The organism is Micromonospora sp. DT15, from assembly GCF_049841475.1.
In the GTDB taxonomy this organism is placed as follows: Bacteria; Actinomycetota; Actinomycetes; order Mycobacteriales; family Micromonosporaceae; genus Micromonospora.
Genome location: NZ_JBNCKJ010000002.1, coordinates 375322 through 398010 on the forward strand (window position 1 = coordinate 375322; position 22689 = coordinate 398010).

The window sequence follows — 22689 nt, forward strand, 5'->3', positions numbered from 1 at the left end:
AACGTCAGGGAATCGACCTTCTGTCCGGTTCCGCGAATGGGAGTTTGGTGTGACGGTGAGCGAACGGCCGATCCGGCGGCGGAGCCGATCCCGGCGTCGTCGGCGGGCCCGACTGCGACGGGCGCTGCTCGGTGCCCTGGTGGTCGGCTCGCTGCTACTGGCGACCGCAGGGTGGGTCGGCTTCCGGGGCTGGCAGGCGCGCACCCACCTGCTCAACGCCGCCGGCCTGGCCCGGGAGTTGAGCGCCCAGATCGTCGGTGGGGACACCGACCGTGCCCTGCGGACGCTCGCCGCCCTCCAGGAGCAGGCCAAGGCGGCCCGTTCGGCAACTGCCGACCCGAGTTGGCGGCTCGGGCGGCTGACGCCGATTGCCGGCGACGACCTCGACGCTGTCGCGCAGATCGCCGTCGCCATCGACGAACTGGCCCGGCACGCGTTCCCGACCCTGCTCCGCACGGACCTGGCCAGCCTGGTGCCGACCGGCGGCCGGTTGGACCTCGAGCGGCTCGCCGCCGTCTCCAGGGAGCTGACCGGGGTGCACGAGTCGGTGCAACGTACCCGCCAGAACCTGGCGGCGGTGCCAGCCGACAGTCTGGTCAGCCAGATCCGGCAGGCGCTGGGCGACCTGCGCGACGAGATCGACCGGCTGGCCAGCCTCACCACGGCAGCCGACCAGGGCGCCCGTCTCCTCCCGCCGCTGCTCGGCGCCAACGGCCCACGCCGCTACCTGCTCGTCTCGCAGAACCTCGCCGAGTTGCGCGCCACCGGCGGCATGTTCGGCGCCTACGCGATGATCGAGGCGGAGAACGGCAAGGTGCAGATGGGCAAGCAGGGCAGCACCTCCTCGCTCGGTCGGTTCACCCCGGCGCTGAAGGTGCCCGCCGAAACCCGGGCCCTCTGGACGGACCTGCCCGGCATCTACCCCGCCGACGTCAACCTGTCCCCGCACTTCCCGACCGCCGCCGCGCTGTACCGCGAGATGTTCCGGCGCAAGACCGGCACCACTGTCGACGGCGTGCTCGCCGTCGACCCGGTGGTGTTGTCCTACCTGCTCAAGGCGACAGGTCCGGTGCTGGTGCCCGGCGGTGTCCCGCTCGCCAGCGAGAAGGTGGTGCAGACCCTGCTCAGCGACAGCTATCAGCGCCTCGACGTCCAAGAGCAGGACGAGTTCTTCGCGGCGTCGGCGTCTGCGGTGTTCGACTCCTTTTTCAAGAAGAATGTCAACCCTAGGGTGTTGTTGTCCGCATTTGACCGTGCTATCACTGAACGCCGGATATTGTTCTGGAGTGCCCGACCTGAGGAACAGCGGACATTCGGCGAGAGCCGGATGGCCGGGACGCTTCCGGAACAGGACACCGTGCCGACCGTCGGCGTGTTCCTCAACGACGGCAGCGGCGCGAAGCTCGGCTACTACCTGCGGCCGACGGCGAACCTCACGGTCGGCGAATGCCGGTCGGACGGTCGCCGTGAGCTCCGGCTACGGGTGACCCTGCGCTCGACGGCGCCGAAGTCCGGACTTAGCAAATCCGTGCTCGGCCTCGGCCTGGCCGGCGATCCGTACACCGCCCGAACGTTGGTGTCGATCTTCAGCCCGGCTGGTGGAGCGGTGCTGGAGGCCCGACTGGACGGGACCGAGACGGCGCTTGGCAGCGGCACCGAACGCCGCCGCCACGTGGCCACGGCCAGCGTCGACGTCGGCCCCGGCGCCGAGAGGGCGCTGGAGGTCACCGTGCTGACGGCCAAGACCGGCGTCGGGCAGGCCGAGCTGTGGCTGACCCCCACCGCCAGCCCCTGGACCACCCAAGTTCATTCCGCACCAAGCTGTGATCAGTAGGAGGGAACCAAATCATGCGGCTATCCCGCATCATCATGGCGCTCACGGTCGGCCTGGCCGTGGTGGCTGTGCCGACGGCAGCGGGGGCGGCAGCGCCGCAGCCGCAGCCCACCGCGACGACCGACCCGACGCAACCGCCGCCGTACCCGCCGTCGGGCACGGTCCCGTCGCTGACCGTCAACCGGCCGACGATCTACCTCGGCGAGACGGTGGTGCTGACCGGCACCAACTTCGGCCCGAACGAGACCGTCGACATCAACGTGACGGTCACTCCGCAGGCCGCTCCGGCCGGCGGCGCGGCTCCGGCTCGCCGCAGCGACGGCAGCACCGTGGCCATGGCTCCGGTGGCCTACCAGGCGAGCGCTCCCCTTCACTTCACGGCGTACACCAACGGTCAGGGCCGCTTCACCAAGAGCTACAAGCCGTCGGTGACGGGTCTGCTGACCTTCACCGCCACGGGCCGGGAGTCTGGCCGTACCGCCAGCACCGAGCTGCGCGTGCTGCACAAGAAGCAGCCGCTGCCCGTCACGGGTGACAGCATCGGCACGCCCATGAAGCTCGGCGGCGGCCTGGTCGGCGCCGGAGCAGTGATGTTGCTGCTGACCCTGGCCTGGCGTCGCCGCCAGCGCTTCGGTGGTGCGGCGCACTAGTTCACACCACCGGGCTGCGCCCGGACAGCACCGAAGCTGGCGCCCGTCGGATCACTCCGGCGGGCGCCAGCCTGTCCGTTTCGTCGGTTTCATGCGGTCAGCCCTTCCCTGATCCACTCGCGTTCCTTGATATCGCCATGTCCTGCCGTCCGGGATGCCCCGGTTTCCGTGAACCCGAGTGGATCAACGCGGTGAGGGCAGGTTGGACCACTGTCGTGTCGACCTGGCGTGGGTGGTTTGTCCGATGGCAGGTGGTGTGGGGGTGTGACCGGGTGCACCGGTGGGCTGGAATCATGGCCGGGGCGGGGTCGTTACATACTCTGACGGTCGCAGTACCACCGGCCCGCCGCCCCGGTCTTTGAGGGCGGGTCGCGCAGGTGGGAATGGCAGTCTCCACCCGGTCGTTACAACCTCCACGACCGCTGGCACCGCCGCGATGAGGGTGCCGATGGATGGGCCGATCCCGGAATGACCCTGGCCCCCCGGTCGTTACACATGGTCCCGGCGCCACGAGCTCCCCCGCTCGGCAGGTCGCCGACCCTGACGCCCGACCAGGCGTCACCCCCCCAAGACTTTTTCCCCTTTGTAAGTGCAGCGCCGGACGAGGTGCTCACACCCTCACCGCCGTTCCCCCTGGCGGTGTGGGTGTTCTACCCCCGAAGGAGCTACCCCCATGAACACCATGATTCGTAAGAGCATGTTGTCTGTTGCTGGTCTCGCGTTCGCCGGTGGTGTGTTCGCCGGTCCGATCGCCGCCCAGGCCGCCAGCCCGGCCGTGGACGCCAAGCCCGTCGCGGTGGCCGTGCAGTCGGCGGCGCCGAAGCCGCAGGGCGACCAGTCCCGGATCAGCCTCAACGACGAGCAGACCGCCAACGTGAAGGCGATCATCGCCGCGACGAAGAAGGCTGGTTTGCCGGAGCGGGCCGCGGTGATCTCGATCGCGACGAGCCTGCAGGAGTCCAAGCTGGAGAACCTCGGCCACCTGGGCGACATGAATGACCACGACTCGCTGGGCCTGTTCCAGCAGCGCCCGTCCAGTGGTTGGGGCACACCCGAGCAGATCACCGATCCCGAGTACTCCACCACCGCGTTCCTCAAGGGTCTGAAGCAGGTCGACGGGTGGCAGGACATGGCGCTGACCGACGCGGCGCAGACGGTGCAGGTGTCGGCCTACCCGGACGCCTACGCCCAGTGGGAGCAGCAGGCCACCGACCTCGTCACCCAGCACTGGAACAGCTGACCCGTACCACCACAGCACGGCAACCACCACAGCACCAGGACACCGACCGCTGGCCGGCACCCGCAACCCGGGGTGCCGGCCAGCGGCATCTCCGTGCCCCGCACAGACCGCACCACGACATCGGCCGCTGGCCGGCACCCGCAACCCGGGGTGCCGGCCAACGGCGTACACCGGTCAGCTCTTGTGGTTGTGGGTTCGCCAGATATCGATCAGCGCAGCGATCAACGCGAGGGCGATGATGCCGGTGGCGAGCATGAGGGACTGTTCGAAGGCGTCGGTCCAGTCCCCGCGGCTGTCGGCCAACGTGGAGAAGAACAGCGAGCCGACGGCGGCGATGCCGGCGGCGGCGCCGATCCGCTGGCCGGTCTGGAGCATGCCGGCGCCGCTGCCCGACTGCTCGACGGGCACCTCGGAGAGGGTGATCGTCTGGTTGGGGGCGATCACCAGCCCGCTGCCGATGCCGGCGACGAGCAGTGGGCCGGCGGTGACCCAGGGAGCGGGGGCGTCCGGGAAGAGGCGCAGTGCGATCACCGTGGCGGCCAGTCCGACCACCACGGTGAGCAGTCCGATGGCGACCAGTGGTCGGCCGAAGCGGTTGACGATGCGGCCACCGAGCACGGCGGCGGCCGCGGAGCCCAGGGCGAACGGGGTGATGGCCAGGCCGGCGACGAGGGCGCTGTAGCCGAGCCCCATCTGTAGGAACAGGGTGAAGATGAAGAAGATCGCGGTGAAGCCCCCGAAGTAGACGAGCGCCAGGATCGAGCCCAGCGTGTACGACTGGAAGCTGAACAGTCGGAGGTCGAACAGGGGTTGATGGTGGCGTGCGTAGCGTCGTTCCCAGAGCCCGAAGGCGACCAGCACCGCCAGGCCAACCGGGATGAGGGCCCACTTCCACGGGGTCCGCCACTGCTGCTCTTGCACGAGTGGCAGGAGGACCAGGACGACGCCGACGCCGAGCAGCAGGACCCCGAAGGGGTCGAGTCGATGCCAGCCGGGTTGACCGGTGGGGCGGCCGGGCAGCAACCGCCAGCCGAGGATCACCGCGAGGACACCGACGGGCACGTTGACGAAGAAGACCCAGCGCCAGCCGTGGTCCTCGCCGCCGACGGCGATGAGCAGCCCACCGAGCAGCGGCCCGACGGCTGTCGAGATGCCGATGGTGGCGCCGAGGATCCCGAACGGGCGGGCGCGTTCGGGGCCGCGGAACAGTTGCTGGATCAGCCCGATGACCTGCGGGTTGACGATGCCGGCGGCGGCGCCCTGCAACAGTCGGGCGATGACCAGCCAGGTCGGGGAGGTGGCGAGGCCGGCGAGCGCGCTGGTGATGGTGAACAGCGCGATGCCGAAGACGAAGGCGTTGCGCCGGCCACGGGCGTCGCCGAAGCGGCCGGCGGGCACCAGCGCCAGGCCGAAGGTGAGCGCGTACCCGGAGAGAATCCACTGCAGGTCGCTCGACGACGCGTGCAGCGCCCGGTCGATGGAGGGCACGGCCACGTTGACGATGCTCACGTCGAGCAGCGTCATGAAGGCGGCGACGAGTCCGACGCCGACGGCCTGCCAGCGCCGTCGGTTCTCGGCCGCCGTCACCGGCTGCGGCGTCTGCGCCGCGCTCATCGCGCCCCCCGTCGACCCTCGGTCACGCATGGTTGACCGCTACCCGGGTCTTCGGGGGGCGAACCGTGCCAGTTGGTTCCGCGGGTCACGCCATCTGGCGGGCGCAGAACCGGGGACCGAAGTCGAGGCCGGCCATCGGCGAGTCCTCGCGGTGCAGCAGGCCCTTCTCGGTGAGCAGGTGCAGGGGGCTGCCCACCTGCTCCGCGGTGAGCCCGGATTCCTCGGCGATCAGGTCCGGGTAGGGCACCTGCCCGCGTGCCTCGAGGGTGGTGACCGCCTGGTACACGCGTTGCTCCGCCTCCGACAGTTGCACCTGCTGCATGGTTCCTCCTCTGCTCGTCCGCCACTGCGGTGGCGGTTGCCGTGCGCCGGTTACCCCCTCGGTGCCCGAAGATGCACACCCGATCGGGCGGTCGCGCCGGCGGGCGGGTCCGACGGGCGGGCCGGGGAGGTGCCCTAGGCTGCTTTCGTGATCGTTTGGGATCTCGTCGTCGTTGGCGCTGGCCCCGCGGGGCTGTCCGCGGCGCACGCCGCTGCCCGTGCTGGCATCTCCACCCTTGTCGTCGAGCGAGCCGTACACCCGCGGTACAAGACCTGCGGCGGTGGACTGATCGGCACCTCACTGGCGGCCGTTAAGGGTCGGATCGAGGTGCCCGCGCACGACCGGGTGGACCGGGTGACGTTCACCCGCGACGGCCGTCGGGAGTTCACCCGCCGCAACGGCAGCCCGGTGGTGACGATGGTGCGCCGCGAGGAGTTCGACGACCGGCTGCGCGCGGCGGCGGTCGCCGCCGGCGCGCAGCTGCGGGAGCGGGTCGCGGTCCGCGCTATCGAGCAGGACCCCGAGGGGGTACGCCTGCGGCTGGCCGACGGTACGACGATCGCGGCTCGTGCCGTGATCGGGGCGGACGGCTCGTCGGGGGTGACCGGGCGGCACGTCGGGGTTCGGTACCGGCAGGTGGATCTGGGTCTGGAGTTGGAGATTCCGGTGCCGCCGGTCGAGCAGGAGCGGTGGCGGGGCCGGCTGCTGTTGGACTGGGGCGACATGCCGGGCTCGTACGCCTGGGTCTTTCCCAAGGGCGACCGGTTGACCGTCGGCGTGATCGCCGCGCGGGGGGCGGGGGAGGGGACCCGTGAGTACCTGCGGCGGTTCGTCGACCGGTTGGGTCTGACCGGGTTGCCGGCGGAGCACGACTCCGGTCACCTGACTCGTTGTCGGGCGGAGGATTCACCGTTGCGCAACGGCCGGGTGCTGGTCGTGGGGGATGCGGCGGGGTTGCTGGAGCCGTGGAGCCGGGAGGGCATCAGCTTCGCGTTGCGCTCGGGCGAGTTGGCCGGAGCTGCGGTCGCGGATGGTGACCTGGCCGGGTACGAGCGGACGGTGGCCGAGCGTCTGCTGCCGGAGATGCGGGCGGGTTTCCGGCTGCTCGACGTGTTCACCCGTCGCCCGGACGTGTTCCATGCCCTGTTGGCGACCCCGCCGGGCTGGCGGATGTTCGTGCAGTTCTGTCAGGGGCGGGCGAGCTTCGACGAGATGCTGAGCCGCCGGTCGATCCGGGCGGCGCTCGCGGTGCTCGACCGGTTGTCCCATTCGTCGAGCCAGGCCACCACCGCTCACCCAGGATCCTAGGATGCCTTAGAGGGTGTGCGTCCGGCTACTGGTGTCGACCGGCGGGACCGCCGGACAATCACAGCGGAGCAGGGGGGACGCTGATGACCGAGCAACAGTTCACCGACGACGAGTACGCGTTTCTGCGCCACGCGCGGTTCGGGGAGTTGCCGCCCGCCGTCCGTCCCGACGAGCGGGTGGCCCTGACCGAGACCGATCCCGGGCGCGACCGGCCGGAGGAGTCCGAGGACCCGATCCGCTGGAACGTGCAGGGCTGAGAACGCGCGACGGGCCGCGGGTGTCGCCACCCACGGCCCGTTTGTGATGCGCTGCGTCAGAAGACGGGCACGCCCTCGCGTACCAGACGCCAGTTGGGCTGGAAGAAGTCGGCCGGGTCGATCGTCCCCCTGGCCTGCGCCCAGTCGATGAGCAGCTGACGGATCTCCTGCTGCGCGTTGTAGACCTGGGTCTTCACGATGCCGGGGAAGTTGCCACCGCCGCTGCGCCGGTAGTTGTTCACCGCCACCACGAACTGCGCGTTGTCCGCGACCGGGGTGTCGCTGCCGGCCAGCACCAGGCGGGTGATCCGCTGTCCGACCGGCTTGGAGATGTCGATGTCGTAGTCCAGGCCGGAGAAGACGTCGTAGTTGTAGTCCGGCACCGCCGGGTCGCTGAGCTGCTCCGGGTCGACCGGGGCGCCCGGCGCGACCGTCCGGAAGTACTTCGCCGAATACTCCAGGTAGGCGCGCACCTCGGCGCCGCTGAGCACGACCGCCTCGAGGGTGTTGTCGTACACGTACAGGCCGGCCACGTCGCGGATCTTCACGTCGCCGGCGGGGAAGACGGCGGTCCGGCTGAACGGTGCCGCGATCGACAGCACCGGCAGGTCCGCGTACGCCGTGCCGGCCAGCGCCGCGCCGACCACCTCGGTCTGCACGTGGTTGATGAAGTCCAGGATCGGCGTGTCCTTGTAGCGCGACTCCGCCGCCGACAACTCCACAGTGGACTGCGCAACCACCTGGTTGACGTACGCCACGGTCTTCTGGTGCTGGGCCCGCACGGCGGCGAGCACCTTCGGGTCCTCGACCACGGTGTTGGTGTTCAGCATGGTGGCGGCCTTCTTGGTGATCGCCCACCGGCCACGCTCGCGGGTGAGGGTGAAGTCCATCCGGGTGAGCCGCTGGCCCCACTTCGACGGCTCGGAGAGCAGCACCTGCGTGCCGGTGCGCTCGTTGGTCACGAACCGCTCGACCACCTCGTTGTGCGCGTGACCGAAGAGGATCGCGTCGATCCCCGGCACCTGCTGGGCGATCAGCGCCACCGGGTTCTCGTTCGGCAGCTCGGGGCCGTAGCTGGAGGTGCCGCTGTCACCGCCGTGCGCGGAGATCAGCACGAGGTCAGCGCCGCGGGCCCGCATGATCGGCACCCACTTCGCGGCGGTCGCGATCATGTCGTCGAAGCGCAGCTTGCCCTCGACGTTGCCCTTGTCCCAGATGGCCACGCCGGGGTTGGTCAACCCGAGGATGCCGACCCGCAGGGTCGGCGCGGCGAAACCGAGGGAGACCTTCTTGATGACGTACGGCAGGAAGGCGGGCTTGCCGGTCTTCGCGTTGACGGCGTTCGCGGCGAGCGCCGGGAAGCCGAGCTGACGGATCCACAGGTCCAGCAACGGCAGACCGTAGTTGAACTCGTGGTTGCCCAGGGTCACCGCGTCGTAGTCGATGACGTTCATGGCCCGTGCCATCGGGTGCTTCTCCCCGGTGGCGGTGATCGGCTCCTGCTTGGCGTAGTACGTCGCGAGGGGCGTGCCCTGGATCGTGTCGCCGGCGTCGAGCACCAGCGTCGCCTTGCCGCGCCGCTCCCGACGAATCTGGTTGATCAACGTCGCCAGCTTCGCCACGCCGATGTCGTTCTGCTTGCTGTCGTCGTACTCGGCGTCGCGGTAGTAGTCCCAGTTGTAGACGTTGCCGTGCGTGTCCGACGTGCCCAGGAGGGTGAGATCCCAGGTGCGCGGCCGGGCCGCGCCGGCCGCCTGCGCGGGCGCGGCGGCGATCAGCGGGCTCGTCGCCGCGGCCGCCGCGGCGACGAGCACCTGGCGGCGCGACGGGCCGGAGGAAGAGGTCATGACGTGCCTTTCCATGGGGGTGGACGCGCCTCGTGAGCGCCTTGCGCACCCTAACCAGCAGCGGGCACCGCCGCACGACAGCCCCGGTCGTTGCAGCGGTTTCCGCAGGCCGACGCAGGGTAGGGCGGTCAGGGACGGCATTCGCGGGAGACCCCCGCTTCCCGCGCGCAGCGAGGAGAGTTTTCAGTGAGCGAGGACCAGCACACCCAGCAGGACCCGACCAGCCAGTACGGAGGGCAGTCCGGTCAGCCCGCGCAGCAGCAGTCAGCGCCCGGCTCGACCGCGGAGATGAACCCGCGGCCGGACCACGGGGAGGAGTCGTACCGGGGCAGCGGCAAGCTCGACGGCAAGCGGGCGCTGATCACCGGTGGTGACTCGGGGATCGGCCGGGCGGTCGCGATCGCCTTCGCCCGGGAGGGCGCGGACGTGCTCATCTCGTACCTCAGTGAGGAGGAGGACGCCGACGCCCGGGAGACCATCCGGCTGGTCGAGGCCGCCGGCCGGCGGGGCGTCGCGGTACGCGGCGACGTCACCGACGAGGCGCACTGCCAGGAACTGGTCGACCGGGCGGTGCGCGACCTGGGCGGTCTCGACATCCTGGTGAACAACGCGGCGTACCAGATGTCGCAGGACAAGGGGATCCTCGGGATCAGCACCGAGCAGTTCGACCGGGTGTTCAAGACCAACCTGTACGCGATGTTCTGGCTCTGCAAGGCAGCCATTCCGCACCTGGCCGAGGGGTCGGCGATCATCAACACGTCGTCGATCCAGGCGTTCGACCCGTCGCCGCAGTTGCTGGACTACGCCACCACCAAGGCGGGGATCGCCAACTTCACCAAGGCGCTCGCCGCCGACCTGGCCGAGCAGGGCATCCGCGTCAACGCTGTCGCACCGGGCCCGGTGTGGACGCCGTTGATCCCGGCAACCATGCCGGAGGAGAAGGTGAAGCAGTTCGGCACCGACACCCCGGAGGGGCGTCCCGGGCAGCCGGCGGAGCTGGCACCCGCGTACGTCTTCTTCGCCTCGCAGGAGTCCAGCTACGTGACCGGCGAGATCCTGGGCGTCACGGGCGGTCGACCGACCAAGTGAACCGCCGTCGGGTGGGCGTCCGCTCGGGATGCCCACCCGACGCTTGTGGCCTGCTCGCGTCGCTTGTTCGCGTGGCCCGTTGGTGCGGCTTGTTCTTGTGGCCCGCTGGTCAGCGTGGCCAGGCGGCGAAGCGCCGCCGTATCTCGGCGACGTCGGCTGCGCCCAGGCCGTACCGGCCGAAACGCTGGTCGGAGAGCCGGTCCAGATAGCGGCCGGCGGCGCGCACGTCGTCCGGGTCCAGCGCGGAGTCGACCTGCCGTGCCAGCACCAACAGTTCGGTCACGTCGTAGTGGTCGAGGGCTGCGGCCACGTCGATGAAGTCGCGAACCTCCCGCCGGTTGACCAACGCCGCGATCTTGTTCGCCACCAGGTCACGAACGTCCATCACCGGGCCGAGGTCCATCACCACCGGACTCTGCTGGCGGTCCAACCGGGCGAGGCTGAGCCGGATCTGCCGTCCGTCGCGGCTCACCACGAAGTCCTTCATGTCCTGCTCGTACCCGTCGAACAGCTCGGCCAGCTCACTGTCCGGGTCGGCATCACTGACGAGGAACCCGGCCCGCTCCAGGGCCACCCGCACCCCGGCGGACGCCGCCGCCGCGGCACCCTCCACGTCCGCGAAGAGGTCCACGTCCTCCGTCGGCCGGGCGACCAGCCCGTGCGCCGCCCACGCCACCCCACCACCCAGAACGAACCGGTACGGCCCGGCGGCGGCCAGCGCCACCCGGGCCACCTCCCGGTAGAACTCGTGCAGATGAGGTTCGATCACGCCGCGCGCAGGCCGCGGTGCCGGCTCTCCCACGCCTGGCGTACGCCCCGAGGCAGGTTGAGCAGTCGCCACACCCGACGCAGCGTCCGCCCGTTGATCAGGGCGCGCAGATCCTCGGCGCGAGTGGTCTCGCGAAGCACGTTCTCGTACATCCAGAGCAGCTGGTCCGGGTCGCCGAGGTCGAAGGTGCGCTCGGAGTTCCACATCAGCCGTACCGGCAGTTCCACCACACCTCGGGTGGGGCCGGCAAGCTCGGCGAGGGTCCGTGCCACCACAGCGGGGCGACCCGGGCGGGCCAGAAAGGCCACGCCGGTCGCGGTGGGGGAGACGGCCTGCATGGTGTCAGGGTAACGCCCGCCAGAGCCGGTGTCGCTCAGGCCGTTCTTTGGCCTTCGCCCATGTCAGGTGCATTGGCTGCCCGGGGGTGTGGTGCGTCGTGCCTCCGCAAGCGCGGATCTGCGCGGCTGACCGGGGTGGGGTTTGCCGGATAACCGACTGCTCGCCCGGTTTCGAAGGGCTAGGGTGGCCGCTTCCCGGTGGTCATCTGAAGGGACTCTCGTTGAGCGGTTCGTCAATGTCGTTCGACACCGCCCGCCGCATTCTCGGCAAGCAGGACCCGGGGTGGGGTCAAAGGCTCGCCACCCTGCTGGGGTTGGCGGCCCTCGGCAGCGGGGGTGCCGGCATCGCGGTGCCGGCGATAAGTGCCGCGTGGGGATGGATCGACCAGAAGAACGAGCTGGTCCAGCAGATCTCGACGGCTGTCGACCGCTTCCGGGAGCGGACCCTCGGTGCCAAGGGTCGGGATCGGCATCAGCTGATCGCGGCCGCGCATACCTCGGTGGCCGCGGGCGCGTTCTTCGCTGCCCTGAAAGAGGTGCTGGGCAAGCACTACGCAAGCCTTCGGCTCACCGAGGTCGAGAAACAGCGGATGGTAGGTGGGGAAGGCGCCGTCACGCACGAGACGATTGTTTCGTACCTGCTGCGTGCGGAACTGCCGCTGCCCTGGGCGGGCTGTGGGTTCGAGGCTAACCTGCGGGCCTCGATAACGCCGTTCTACCGGGCCCTGACGGAGCACTGTCTGGGCTTCTTCCGGGGCCTCGCCGCCTGGGAGAAGATGGAGGCCGTCGCGGGCTGGCAGTTCGGACAGTCGCTGCAGGCGAACATCGCCGAGACCGCGGCCGCGCTCTACCGCGATGACTACAGGCGGCTGGCGGCTGACGTGCCGGAGTTCGGCATGTGGGCGTTGCTGGACGAGATCGAGTCGGTGGCGTCGGCGCAAGAGGCCGCACACCAGACGTCGTTGGAGTTCCAGCAACGGTCGCTCGCGTTCATGGAGAAGCTCCTCAACGACCTGCCGCGCTTTCTCGATGGTCAGCACGAGCGCGCCCGGGCGATCATGGCGCAGCGTAACCGCCATCGATTGTCGGAGCCGATCGCTCAGATCACCGAGATGGATCAGATGTCGGGCCTGCGGATGCCCACGACCGAGTCGGGTTACGTGAACCCGCACTTCCAGTGGGCTGTCACCGACGGCCAGTCTCGCCCCTGGGAGGAGGAGTGGTGGACGCTGCAGCGAAACGGGTACCGCCTGGATCACATTCTCGCCGCGTATTTCGCCTCGCCCCGCAGCACAGAGCGCCCGCTGGTGATTCTCGGCCATCCGGGCGCCGGCAAGTCCCTGCTCACCAAGATCACGGCCTCGCGGTTGCCGGCTGAGCATTTCACGGCTGTCCGTGTGCCGCTTCGCGAGGTGAAGAATCCGGCGGGCAAGATCTACCAGCAGATTCAGGATTTCCTGGATGACGACACTCACCTCGGCGTGCGGTGGCGTGAGCTGTCCGACGCCAGTCAGGACGTCACGAGAGTGGTGCTCCTTGACGGTCTGGACGAACTGATGCAGGCCACCGGCGCGACCGAGTCCAGCTTCCTGCACGAGGTCCAGGCGTTTCAGGAGAAGGAAGCCTCGATCGGTTCGCCCGTCTCTGTCGTGGTGACCTCCCGTACCGTCGTTGCCAACATCGCGAACATCCCGGTCGGCTCGTTGGTGCTCAAGTTGAACGATTTCGACCGGGAGCAGGTCGGCGCGTGGGTCGACATGTGGAACGAGGCCAATCGGGAACCGATCGCCAACGAGACGGTCAAGCCGCTGGCCGCGGACAGCGTGTGGTCGATGGGTGAGCTGGCTCGCCAGCCGCTGCTCCTCCTCATGCTGGCGATCTTCGGGGCGACGGACGCCCCGCCGGTGGACAGCGCCGGTCAGGTCACGCAGGGGCAGCTTTATCAGTGGCTGCTCAACGGTTACGTGAGTCGTGAGGTCACGAAGGCGCCCCGGCCGGCGGGTCGACCGCTGGGTGGGGACGAGGCCGCCGCCCAGGCGGACCGCGAGTTGTGGCAACTCGGGATCGCGGCGTTCGCCATGTTCAACCGGGGGCAGCAATCGGTGAGTGGCCAGGACCTGGATCTCGATCTCGCGCCGATGCTGCACTCGTCGGCCGCGTCCACCGGGAACCGGAAGCGCTTGCCCCACCCGCTGGATCCGGCGATCCGCACCATCGCCAGGTTCTTCTTCATTCATGCCGCGGATGTCAAAAGCAGTCTCGTCACCGGCAGCAGTTACGAGTTTCTGCACGCGACGTTCGGTGAGTACCTGATCGCTTACCACGTATTGCACCAGTTGGACGGCCTCGCGAATGCGCGACGATACCTGCCGGTCGGCCAAGAATGGACCGACGACCAGTTCTTCGCGCTGCTGTCGCACCAGCAACTGTCGGTCGGAGGCGCGATCATGCCCTTCGTTCGGGAACTGTTCGAGACCAGGTCGCCTGAGCTGCAGGCCATGATCGTCGCCGAGCTGAAATCGCTCATCCGCTCCAGCCAGGAGCGCGAGACGTTCGGACGATTTCGCGACTACAACCCGTCCGGGCGTAACCTGCTCGGCCGCATCGCCGCGTACCTCGGTAATCTGCTCACACTTCTGGTCGAACTCACAAACGCGCCGATTGCCCTGGGTGAGCTCGTGCCCGACGATCGCGAGCCGCTGGCCTGGTGGCAGTCCACCATCAGGTTCCTGCATGCCGGTCTTGACGACAATGGCTGGGCGATGCTTCTCTCTGCCATCGACTTCTCCACCGGTGGCGAGCCCCTGGTGTCCAAACGGAGCGTACCGATCGACCGGTTATTGCGGCACGCACACGAAGCCCGCCTCGCGGGCGATTCGTCTCGCGAGCTTCAGTTCCTTCTCGGCGCGACAGCCCTGCACGGTCGTCGAGTAGGGCAGTGGTTCGACGAGCGCGGCGACGTGTGCATGAAGGTGGTGTCGTCCCTGGTGCACCGTGACGAACGCCCGGGCGACCACGACACCATCATGGCGGCCACGACCAAGTCCTCGGCGGGGGAGATCGTCAACCTCCTCATCGAGTATCTCGTCCACCACGCTGGTCGCCTCCAATACGTTGACGTACACAGGCTGGCCCAGATGGTGCTGTGGTCGGAGGGCACCGAGGCGGCGGTGCGGCTCGCTCCGGTGCTGGCGCAGCACCCGAATCTGTTCGTCGAGTTCCCCCGGTTGTTCACGATCTACGAACGTGACCTTGTCGACGACCGCGATGTGGCAGAGGTGTTCGCCGCGATGCGCGTCGGCTTGGTGGTCTGGCAGGGCGGCAAGGCTCAGGCGTTCAAGGACGTGATTGGCCAACTTGTCAAAGGCCGGCGCGGTTGGCTGCGCGACGTTTCTATCCAGCAGATCGAGGACCTTTCGAAGTTGGCCCCCGAGGTCTCGCGTCCTGCCATCCCGCCGCTGGTCGCGATTCTGGCGGACGACTACCAGCGCCGCGGTGCTGTCGATGTTCGTACGTCGCCGCTGTCTGACGGGCGGCACCGCAACGATCACCCCATCCCGCCGGGCGCTGGGTAGGACGAACAACTAACGCTCGCCGGATCAGCCCTGAGTGACCTATGTCTGGGAGGCACGCGCATGTTCCGGGGGCTCCGGGACGTCCCGATCGGTGTGCGCTAAGCGGATCATGCCCGGTGCGTGCGGTTTCCGACTGCGCCAGCAGGGTGTTGTGGGGGGTTTGTCCGGATAAGGATTTCGGTGGGCGTGACGGGTCGCACCGGTGGGCCGGAATCATGGCGGGGCCGGGCCCGTTACATACCCTGACGATCGCAGAGCCACGGGCTCGTCGCCCCGTCCAGCGGGTGGGAATGCGGGCCCCCGGTCCGGTCGTTACAACCCCCACGACCGCTGGCACCGCCGCGATGAGGGTGCCGATGGATGGGCCAACCCCGGAATGACCCCGGCCCGGCGGTCGTTACACAGGGTCCCGGCGCCACGAGCCCCCCGCTCGCCAGGCCGCCGACCCCGACGCCCGACCAGGCGTCACCCCCCAGACCTTTCCCCTTTGTGAAGTGCAGCGCCGGACGAGGTGCTCACACCCTCACCGCCGTCCCCCCGGGTGGTGTGGGTGTCCTACCCCCGAAGGAGCTACCCCCATGAACACCATCATTCGTAAGAGCATGCTGTCTGTTGCTGGTCTCGCGTTCGCCGGTGGTGTGTTCGCCGGCCCGATCGCCGCCCACGCCAACCCGGTCGACGCCAAGCCCGCCGCGGTGGCCGTGCAGTCGGCCGCGCCGAAGCCGCAGGGCGACCAGTCCCACATCAGCCTCAACGACGAGCAGACCGCCAACGTCAAGGCGATCATCGCCGCCACCAAGAAGGCCGGCCTGCCCGAGCGGGCCGCGGTCATCTCGATCGCGACGAGCCTGCAGGAGTCCAAGCTGGAGAACCTGGGCCACCTCGGCGACGCCAACGACCACGACTCGCTGGGCCTGTTCCAGCAGCGCCCGACCAGTGGTTGGGGCACACCGGAGCAGATCACCAACCCTGAGTACTCCACGACGGCGTTCCTGAAGGGTCTGAAGCAGGTTGATGGGTGGCAGAACATGGCGCTGACCGACGCCGCGCAGACGGTGCAGGTGTCGGCCTACCCGGACGCCTACGCCCAGTGGGAGCAGCAGGCCACCGACCTCGTCACCCAGCACTGGAACAGCTGACCCGCAACAAAACAGCAGGGTGACACCCAGCACGACAGCACCACCGCAAGCACCACCGCACCACCGCACCACCGCACCACCGGACCACCGCACCAGGACACCGACCGCTGGCCGGCACCCGCAACACCGGGGTGCCGGCCAGCGGCCTTTCTGTTGTGGGCCATCGTGGTTCATCCGGCTGGCCTGGTAGGTGCCGCGGGGTCATGCGCTGACCTCCGGTCGTTAGCAGTCGCCAGTCGCCAGTCGCCAGTCGCCAGTCGTCGGTTAGCCGGTTAGCCCGATGCCGCACGCCGCACGCCAGTCGCCGGTCGCTGACCGCCGGCCACGGGCGGTCGGGTCCGGCGGTTGAACCTAGAAATGGATTCCGCGGTGCCGGAGCCCTCGCGGGATGTGGATAGCGAGATCCAACCCGCATCCGCCCGCAGATCTTGGACAGTTTCCGTCACGCGCGAACGGAAACTGTCCAAGATCTCAAGGATTGTGGCTGAAGCGCGGCGCGACGGCGGGTGTCGTGGTCGCGGGACGACCGGCGTGCGGCGATGGAACCCCGCGCCAGGACGGTCCGGCGCAGCGGCTAGGCGTTGAGACCGCCCGCCGCCCGCCGCAGACCACCGGTGGTACGGCGTGGTGACCGGCACCGCCACCATCGACAGCCGACAGGTCTGCCAGTTGGCCAGCGCGGGTTGATGCTCCCGCCTGCTCAGCCCGCACCGGCCGCCCGCACCGGCCGCCCGCGCCGCCCGCCCTGCCCGCCCGCCCACGTCGCGCCGCCGACCGCCTAACGCCGGCCGGCGGTGCGGCGGGGAGCGGAGCGGCTGCGGCGCTACGGCACCACGGTTCGGCGGCACCACGGAACCACGGCGGGGCGGCACCGCGGCCGGGCGGCGGGCCGGGCGGGCGGCGATCGGATGGGTGGGTGAGGCGGGGTGCGGGAACAACGGCGGTGGCGGGCTGGTTGTGGAGGGTGTCGGTGTGACTCAGTGTCCCCGGGCCTCACCTAATATCGCCCTCGCGGAATACCGTTCGGCTGGAGCCGCGTCGTGCCACTCGCCGAGAGGCGACCTGCACACCGACACCAGCGCCGCCCCCGGCCCACCAGCCGGGGGCGGCGCTGTCGTGCGTCCTCGGTTCGCGAACCTGTCTCAGTTGACCTATCTTCAGAGGGTCGCTCGCGTGGGAGGGGGTGTCGGGGTGGGTCTACGGACCTTTATCGAGGGTTGGCCGGTCTATCGCCAGCTCACCGGCACGGACCCGCTGGGCCGTGGTGCCGCGGCGAAGTCCGACGGGTCCCGGGCGCTGACCGCCCGCACGGATGACGCCGATTCGATGGCTCGTTCTGTCTGCCCGTACTGCGCTGTGGGGTGTGGTCAGCGGGTATTCGTGAAGGACGGGCGGGTCAGTCAGATCGAGGGTGATCCGGACAGTCCGATCTCGCGGGGTCGGCTCTGTCCGAAGGGCGCGGCGAGCAAGAGCCTGGTGACCAGTCCGCTGCGGCAGACCAAGGTCCGCTACCGCCGGCCGTACTCGACGCAGTGGGAGGATCTGGAGCTCGACACCGCGCTCGACATGATCGCCGACCGGATCCTCGCCGCCCGCGAGCAGACCTGGGAGGACGTCGACACGCAGGGCCGGCCGCTCAACCGGACGCTGGGTATCTCCAGTCTGGGTGGGGCGACGTTGGACAACGAGGAGAACTACCTCATCAAGAAGTTGTTCACCGCGATGGGGGCGCTCCAGATCGAGAACCAGGCCCGTATTTGACACTCCGCCACCGTCCCCGGTCTGGGGGCCAGCTTCGGTCGTGGCGGTGCGACGGATTTCCAGCAGGACATCGCCAACGCTGACGTCATCGTCATCCAGGGCTCGAACATGGCTGAGGCACATCCGGTGGGTTTCCAGTGGGTGATGGAGGCCAAGCGTCGGGGGGCGAAGGTCTTCCACGTCGACCCCCGGTTCACCCGCACGAGTGCGGTCGCGGATGAGTACCTGCCGATCCGGGCGGGCACGGACATCGCGCTGCTCGGTGGGGTGGTGCGCTACATCCTCGACAACGAGTTGGACTTCCGGGAGTACGTGCTCGCGTACACCAACGCGGCGACGATCGTCAGCGAGGAGTTCAGCGACACCGAGGACGGCGACGGCTTCTTCTCCGGCTTTGACCCGGAGACCGGCGCCTACGTGCAGGACAGCTGGCAGTACGAGGGGCACGAGGGTTCGTCGGGCAGTGGGCACACGGCGCAGGAGCGGGACAGCGCGGCGGGGTTGACGCACGAGTCGCACGGCGCGCAGGTGAGCGGCCAGACCCGCCGCGACGAGTCGTTGCAGCACCCGCGCTGCGTCTACCAGATCCTCAAGCGACACTTCGCCCGCTACACCCCGGAGATGGTGGAGCGGGTCTGCGGCATCTCGCAGGCACAGTTCCTGGAGTTGGCGCGGGCGTGGACGACGAACTCCGGCCGGGACCGCACCGGCATGCTGATCTACTCGGTGGGATGGACGCAGCACAGCGTCGGCGTGCAGTACATCCGCACCGGCGCGATCATCCAACTCCTGCTGGGCAACATGGGCCGTCCGGGTGGCGGGGTGATGGCGCTCCGTGGCCACGCCAGCATCCAGGGCTCGACCGACATCCCGACGCTGTTCAACCTGCTGCCCGGTTATCTGCCGATGCCGCACCACGCCGAACACCCGAGCTTCGAGGAGTGGGTGGACAGCATTCGCCATCCGGGGCAGAAGGGGTTCTGGGGTAACGCGGGGTCGTTCGCCGCCAGCCTGCTCAAGGCGTACTGGGGTGACGCGGCGACGCCGGAGAACGACTTCTGTTACGGCTACCTGCCGCGGATGACGGGTGATCACGGCACGTACCAGCAGGTGCTGAACATGATCGACGGGAAGATCAAGGGGTACTTCCTGCTCGGGCAGAACCCGGCGGTCGGTTCGGCGCACGGACGCGCGCAGCGGCTCGGGATGGCCAACCTCGACTGGTTGGTGGTCCGCGACCTGTTCATGATCGAGAGCGCGACGTTCTGGCAGAACGGCCCCGAGGTCGCCACCGGGGAAATCGTGCCGGAGGAGTGCCGCACGGAGGTGTTCTTCCTACCCGCCGCGTCGCATGTGGAGAAGGAGGGCACGTTCACCCAGACGCAGCGGTTGTTGCAGTGGCGGGAGAAGGCCGTCGAGCCGCCGGGCGACGCCCGCTCCGAGCTGTGGTTCTTTTATCACCTGGGCCGCAAACTGCGGGAACGGCTGGCCGACTCGCCGCTGCCGCGCGACCGGGCGCTGCTCGACCTCACCTGGGACTACCCCACGCACGGTCCGCACGCGGAGCCGAGCGCCGAGGCGGTGCTGCGCGAGATCAACGGGTACGACGTGGCGACCGGCCGTCCGCTGTCCAGTTTCGCGGAGGCCCGCGCGGACGGCTCGACCGCCATCGGCTGCTGGATCTACACGGGCGTGTACGCGGACGGGGTGAACCAGGCGGCCCGGCGCAAGTCCCGGCACGAACAGGACTGGGTGGCCGCCGAGTGGGGTTGGGCGTGGCCGGCGAACCGGCGCATTCTCTACAACCGTGCCTCCGCCGACCCGGACGGCAACCCGTGGTCCGAGCGCAAACGCTACGTGTGGTGGGACGCGGAGGAGTCCGAGTGGACCGGCTACGACGTGCCGGACTTCGAGAAGACCAAGCCACCGTCGTACCGGCCGCCGCCCGGCGCGTCCGGGCCGGAGGGCATCGCGGGCGACGACCCGTTCGTCATGCAGGGCGACGGCAAGGGCTGGTTGTACGCGCCCAGCGGTGTCCTGGACGGGCCGCTGCCGACGCACTACGAGCCGGTGGAGTCGCCGGTGCGTAACCCGCTCTACGGTCAGCAGGCCAACCCGACGCGCAAGATGTACGCACACCCGGTGAACTCGGTGAACCCGAGTCCGCCGCAGGAGCACGCTCAGGTGTTCCCGTACGTGTTCACTGTCAGCCGGCTCACCGAGCACCACACCGCCGGTGCGATGAGCCGGACGGTGTCACCTCTCGCGGAGTTGCAACCGGAGATGTTCGTCGAGGTGTCCCCGGCCCTGGCCGGCGAGGTCGGGCTGACGCATCTGGGTTGGGCGCACCTGGTCAGCGGCCGCGCGGTGATCGAGGCGAAGGTGCTGGTGACCGATCGGCTCACCCCGTTGCGGGTGGACGGTCGGATCATTCACCAGGTGTGGTTGCCGTACCACTTCGGTTTCGAGGGTCTGGTCACCGGCGACTCGGCCAACGACCTGTTCGGCATCAGCCTGGACCCGAACGTGCTGATCCAGGAGAGCAAGGTCGGCACCTGCGACGTGCGGCCGGGCCGTCGTCCCACCGGCCCGGCGTTGCTCGACCTGGTGGCCGACTACCAGAGGCGCGCCGGGATCATCCCTGGCCAGCACGCGCCGGCCGTGACCACCGACGACGAGGGGAAGGAACACGGTGCTTCCTGACCCGAACAGCCTGTACGGTCCGCTGGACCCGGCACCCGAGGCAGGCTATGAGAACGCGCCGCCGCGGATGGGGTTCTTCACCGACACCAGCGTCTGCATCGGCTGCAAGGCCTGCGAGGTCGCCTGCAAGGAGTGGAACGGCGTTCCGGAGAGCGGCCTGGACCTGCTCGGCATGTCGTACGACAACACCGGCGCGTTGACAGCGAACTCGTGGCGACACGTCGCGTTCATCGAGCAGCCCCGCCCGGCCGGGCATGGTGTCGCCCTGGCGGACGTCCTCGGGGCGCCGGTCGACGCGGACCGGGCCCGGCCGGTCGACGCGGGACCGCAGTTCCTGGGGATGCCGGGGACCCAACCGCCGGGCCGGGGCACGGGCGTCGAGGAGCGCACGGATTTCCGGTGGTTGATGATGTCGGACGTCTGCAAGCACTGCACCCATGCCGCCTGCCTGGACGTGTGTCCGACTGGTTCGTTGTTTCGCACGGAGTTCGGCACTGTGGTGGTGCAGGAGGACATCTGCAACGGCTGCGGTTACTGCATCTCGGCGTGTCCGTACGGGGTGATCGACCAGCGTAAGGACGACGGTCGGGCGTGGAAGTGCACGCTGTGCTACGACCGGTTGGGCGCGGGGATGACTCCGGCGTGTGCGCAGGCGTGTCCGACCGAGTCGATCCAGTACGGGCCCCTGGACGAGCTGCGTGAACGCGCCGCCGCCCGGGTGACGACGCTGCACGACAGGGGCGTCCCCGAGGCCCGCCTGTACGGGCACGACCCTGACGACGGCGTGGGTGGTGACGGCGCGTTCTTCCTGCTGCTGGACGAACCCGAGGTGTACGGGCTGCCGCCCGACCCGGTCGTGACCACCCGTGACCTGCCGAAGATGTGGAAGCGCGCCGGCCTCGCTGCTCTCGCGATGGCGGCGGCGACCGTCGCCGCGTTCGTCGGAGGTTCCTCATGACCCCATCCGGCCCCGTGGGCGACCGGTTCCGTCGCTTCCGGGAGCGGCTCGCCGACGAGGGCGGCCACCGACCACAGGCGAGCCACGAGCGGCCGGGCAGCGCGACGGGCGCAGAGCATGCGCGGGGCGCAGAGCCGCCGGCGAGTGCCGGCGATCACCCGGGCGGCAGGGCCATCACCACCGACAGGGACAGCACCAGCGGTGACGAGGTCGGCAGCGGCCGTCGGGGTCACCAGTCGGTGCGGCGAAGCGGCGAACCTCCCGGCCGGCGGCGCAGGCGGCGCGGCGGTGGCGCCGAGGAACTGCGGGTGCCGGAGGCCGAGTTCACGTCCTATTACGGTCGGCCCATCCTCAAGGGGCCGGTGTGGAAGTGGGACATCGCCGCGTACCTGTTCACCGGCGGGCTGGCAGCCGGCTCGTCACTGCTGGCCGCGGGTGGGCAGCTCACCGGGCGGCCAGTGTTGCGGCGCGCCGGTCGGGTCACCGCGTTGGCCGCCGTCAGCGCCAGCGCCGTCTTCCTGGTCAAGGACCTGGGCCGGCCGGCGCGGTTCCACCACATGCTGCGGGTGGCCAAGCCGACCTCGCCGATGTCGATGGGTACCTGGATCCTCACCGCGTACGGGCCGGCGGCGGGTATCGCCGCGATCGCCGAGGCGGCCGGTGTGCTGCCCCGGCGCGGTCTGCTCGGGCTGGCCGGCCGGGCGTTGCCGTCGATCGGGCACGCCGCCGGGCTGCTCGCCGCCGGCACCGCGCCGGCGCTGGCCACGTACACCGGGGTGTTGCTGGCCGACACGGCGGTGCCGTCGTGGCATGAGGCGTACCCCGAGTTGCCGGTGATCTTCGCGGGCAGCGCGTTGGCCAGCGGCGCCGGCGTGGGTCTGCTCGCCGCGCCGCCGGCTGAGGCCGGGCCGGCCCGCCGGATGGCGGTGGCCGGCGCGGCCATGGAGCTGTACGGCGCGCATCGGGTGGAGACCCGCCTCGGCCTGCTCAGCGAGCCCTACCGGTTGGGTCGGCCGGGTCGGTTGCTGCGCGCCGGGCGGCTGCTGACCGCCGGCGGGGTGGCGGGTGCTCTGCTGGGCAGGCGCAGCCGGGTGGTCGGGGCGCTCTCGGGGACCGCGCTGCTGGCCGCGTCGGTGCTGACCCGGTTCGGCATCTTCTACGGTGGTGTCGCCTCGGCCCGCGACCCCCGGTACACAGTGGTGCCGCAGCGCGAGCGGGTGGAAGCGCGGCGGACCGCCATGGATGTTCCATCTGACTGGGCGGAGCCGCCCGCGGTGTGATCGAA

Annotated in this window: 16 protein-coding genes; 11 read left to right on the forward strand and 5 right to left on the reverse strand. The window is 69.6% G+C overall.

Features of this window, described 5'->3' with window-relative positions:
• Nucleotides 1–55: 55 nt before the first annotated feature.
• The 3 genes from ACLQ3F_RS05815 to ACLQ3F_RS05825 all read left to right on the forward strand — a co-directional run bounded on the left by ACLQ3F_RS05815 (nucleotide 56) and on the right by ACLQ3F_RS05825 (nucleotide 3724).
• The gene (locus ACLQ3F_RS05815; RefSeq protein WP_425846824.1) at nucleotides 56–1834 is read left to right on the forward strand and encodes a DUF4012 domain-containing protein; all 1779 of its coding nucleotides are present in this window, start codon (nucleotides 56–58) and stop codon (nucleotides 1832–1834) included.
• A gap of 14 nt (nucleotides 1835–1848) precedes the next feature.
• Nucleotides 1849–2484: a hypothetical protein gene (locus ACLQ3F_RS05820; protein ID WP_425846826.1), complete on the forward strand. Its 636-nt coding sequence runs from the start codon at nucleotides 1849–1851 to the stop codon at nucleotides 2482–2484.
• Nucleotides 2485–3157: 673 nt separating this feature from the next.
• Nucleotides 3158–3724 carry a hypothetical protein gene (locus ACLQ3F_RS05825; RefSeq protein WP_425846828.1) on the forward strand — a complete coding sequence of 189 codons (567 nt, stop codon included), beginning with the start codon at nucleotides 3158–3160 and terminating at the stop codon, nucleotides 3722–3724.
• Nucleotides 3725–3898: 174 nt separating this feature from the next.
• Here the strand turns inward: ACLQ3F_RS05825 and ACLQ3F_RS05830 are convergent, their stop codons facing one another.
• Complete coding sequence (locus ACLQ3F_RS05830) at nucleotides 3899–5338, reverse strand: MFS transporter (protein WP_425846830.1); 1440 nt, start codon at nucleotides 5336–5338, stop codon at nucleotides 3899–3901.
• An 85-nt stretch (nucleotides 5339–5423) separates the two neighbouring features.
• Nucleotides 5424–5660 carry a hypothetical protein gene (locus tag ACLQ3F_RS05835; RefSeq protein WP_091397890.1) on the reverse strand — a complete coding sequence of 79 codons (237 nt, stop codon included), beginning with the start codon at nucleotides 5658–5660 and terminating at the stop codon, nucleotides 5424–5426.
• 147 nt (nucleotides 5661–5807) lie between these two features.
• On the opposite strand from ACLQ3F_RS05835, the gene ACLQ3F_RS05840 reads away from it, so the two are divergent.
• Nucleotides 5808–6968 (forward strand): geranylgeranyl reductase family protein, encoded by a 1161-nt coding sequence (locus tag ACLQ3F_RS05840; protein ID WP_425846833.1) that lies wholly within the window; start codon nucleotides 5808–5810, stop codon nucleotides 6966–6968.
• Nucleotides 6969–7051: 83 nt separating this feature from the next.
• Nucleotides 7052–7225, forward strand: coding sequence for a hypothetical protein (locus ACLQ3F_RS05845; protein ID WP_355010277.1), 174 nt, complete (start codon nucleotides 7052–7054; stop codon nucleotides 7223–7225).
• Between the two features lie 56 nt (nucleotides 7226–7281).
• Here the strand turns inward: ACLQ3F_RS05845 and ACLQ3F_RS05850 are convergent, their stop codons facing one another.
• Nucleotides 7282–9072: a bifunctional metallophosphatase/5'-nucleotidase gene (locus ACLQ3F_RS05850; protein WP_425846836.1), complete on the reverse strand. Its 1791-nt coding sequence runs from the start codon at nucleotides 9070–9072 to the stop codon at nucleotides 7282–7284.
• A 186-nt stretch (nucleotides 9073–9258) separates the two neighbouring features.
• On the opposite strand from ACLQ3F_RS05850, the gene ACLQ3F_RS05855 reads away from it, so the two are divergent.
• On the forward strand, nucleotides 9259–10161 hold the full coding sequence (locus tag ACLQ3F_RS05855) for an SDR family oxidoreductase (protein ID WP_355010275.1): 903 nt from the start codon (nucleotides 9259–9261) through the stop codon (nucleotides 10159–10161).
• 109 nt (nucleotides 10162–10270) lie between these two features.
• Here ACLQ3F_RS05855 and ACLQ3F_RS05860 read toward each other — a convergent pair whose 3' ends face one another.
• Both ACLQ3F_RS05860 and ACLQ3F_RS05865 read right to left on the reverse strand, forming a co-directional pair.
• Entirely contained in the window at nucleotides 10271–10930 is a 660-nt protein-coding gene (locus tag ACLQ3F_RS05860) for a nucleotidyl transferase AbiEii/AbiGii toxin family protein (protein WP_425846839.1), read from the reverse strand.
• Nucleotides 10927–11268: a hypothetical protein gene (locus tag ACLQ3F_RS05865; protein WP_425846841.1), complete on the reverse strand. Its 342-nt coding sequence runs from the start codon at nucleotides 11266–11268 to the stop codon at nucleotides 10927–10929. Before ACLQ3F_RS05865 ends, ACLQ3F_RS05860 begins: the two co-directional genes overlap by 4 nt.
• A 236-nt stretch (nucleotides 11269–11504) precedes the next feature.
• Between ACLQ3F_RS05865 and ACLQ3F_RS05870 the strand changes: the two genes are divergently transcribed.
• The 5 genes from ACLQ3F_RS05870 to nrfD all read left to right on the forward strand — a co-directional run bounded on the left by ACLQ3F_RS05870 (nucleotide 11505) and on the right by nrfD (nucleotide 22684).
• Nucleotides 11505–14843, forward strand: coding sequence for an NACHT domain-containing protein (locus ACLQ3F_RS05870; RefSeq protein WP_425846843.1), 3339 nt, complete (start codon nucleotides 11505–11507; stop codon nucleotides 14841–14843).
• Nucleotides 14844–15421: 578 nt separating this feature from the next.
• The gene (locus ACLQ3F_RS05875; RefSeq protein WP_425846846.1) at nucleotides 15422–15982 is read left to right on the forward strand and encodes a hypothetical protein; all 561 of its coding nucleotides are present in this window, start codon (nucleotides 15422–15424) and stop codon (nucleotides 15980–15982) included.
• Nucleotides 15983–17173: 1191 nt separating this feature from the next.
• Nucleotides 17174–20446 (forward strand): formate dehydrogenase, encoded by a 3273-nt coding sequence (fdh, locus tag ACLQ3F_RS05880; protein WP_425846849.1) that lies wholly within the window; start codon nucleotides 17174–17176, stop codon nucleotides 20444–20446.
• Complete coding sequence (locus ACLQ3F_RS05885) at nucleotides 20436–21404, forward strand: 4Fe-4S dicluster domain-containing protein (protein ID WP_425846851.1); 969 nt, start codon at nucleotides 20436–20438, stop codon at nucleotides 21402–21404. Before fdh ends, ACLQ3F_RS05885 begins: the two co-directional genes overlap by 11 nt.
• Entirely contained in the window at nucleotides 21401–22684 is a 1284-nt protein-coding gene (gene nrfD, locus ACLQ3F_RS05890; protein ID WP_425846853.1) for an NrfD/PsrC family molybdoenzyme membrane anchor subunit, read from the forward strand. Before ACLQ3F_RS05885 ends, nrfD begins: the two co-directional genes overlap by 4 nt.
• Nucleotides 22685–22689: the final 5 nt, after the last annotated feature.

Bases quoted from the DNA above. Each gene is read 5' to 3' on its own strand.
- ACLQ3F_RS05820 (WP_425846826.1), top strand. From the start codon at position 1,849: ATGCGGCTATCCCGCATCATCATGGCGCTCACGGTCGGCCTGGCCGTG.
- ACLQ3F_RS05825 (WP_425846828.1), top strand. From the start codon at position 3,158: ATGAACACCATGATTCGTAAGAGCATGTTGTCTGTTGCTGGTCTCGCG.
- ACLQ3F_RS05830 (WP_425846830.1), bottom strand. From the start codon at position 5,338: ATGAGCGCGGCGCAGACGCCGCAGCCGGTGACGGCGGCCGAGAACCGA.
- ACLQ3F_RS05835 (WP_091397890.1), bottom strand. From the start codon at position 5,660: ATGCAGCAGGTGCAACTGTCGGAGGCGGAGCAACGCGTGTACCAGGCG.
- ACLQ3F_RS05845 (WP_355010277.1), top strand. From the start codon at position 7,052: ATGACCGAGCAACAGTTCACCGACGACGAGTACGCGTTTCTGCGCCAC.
- ACLQ3F_RS05850 (WP_425846836.1), bottom strand. From the start codon at position 9,072: ATGACCTCTTCCTCCGGCCCGTCGCGCCGCCAGGTGCTCGTCGCCGCG.
- ACLQ3F_RS05865 (WP_425846841.1), bottom strand. From the start codon at position 11,268: ATGCAGGCCGTCTCCCCCACCGCGACCGGCGTGGCCTTTCTGGCCCGC.
- ACLQ3F_RS05870 (WP_425846843.1), top strand. From the start codon at position 11,505: ATGTCGTTCGACACCGCCCGCCGCATTCTCGGCAAGCAGGACCCGGGG.
- ACLQ3F_RS05875 (WP_425846846.1), top strand. From the start codon at position 15,422: ATGAACACCATCATTCGTAAGAGCATGCTGTCTGTTGCTGGTCTCGCG.
- nrfD (WP_425846853.1), top strand. From the start codon at position 21,401: ATGACCCCATCCGGCCCCGTGGGCGACCGGTTCCGTCGCTTCCGGGAG.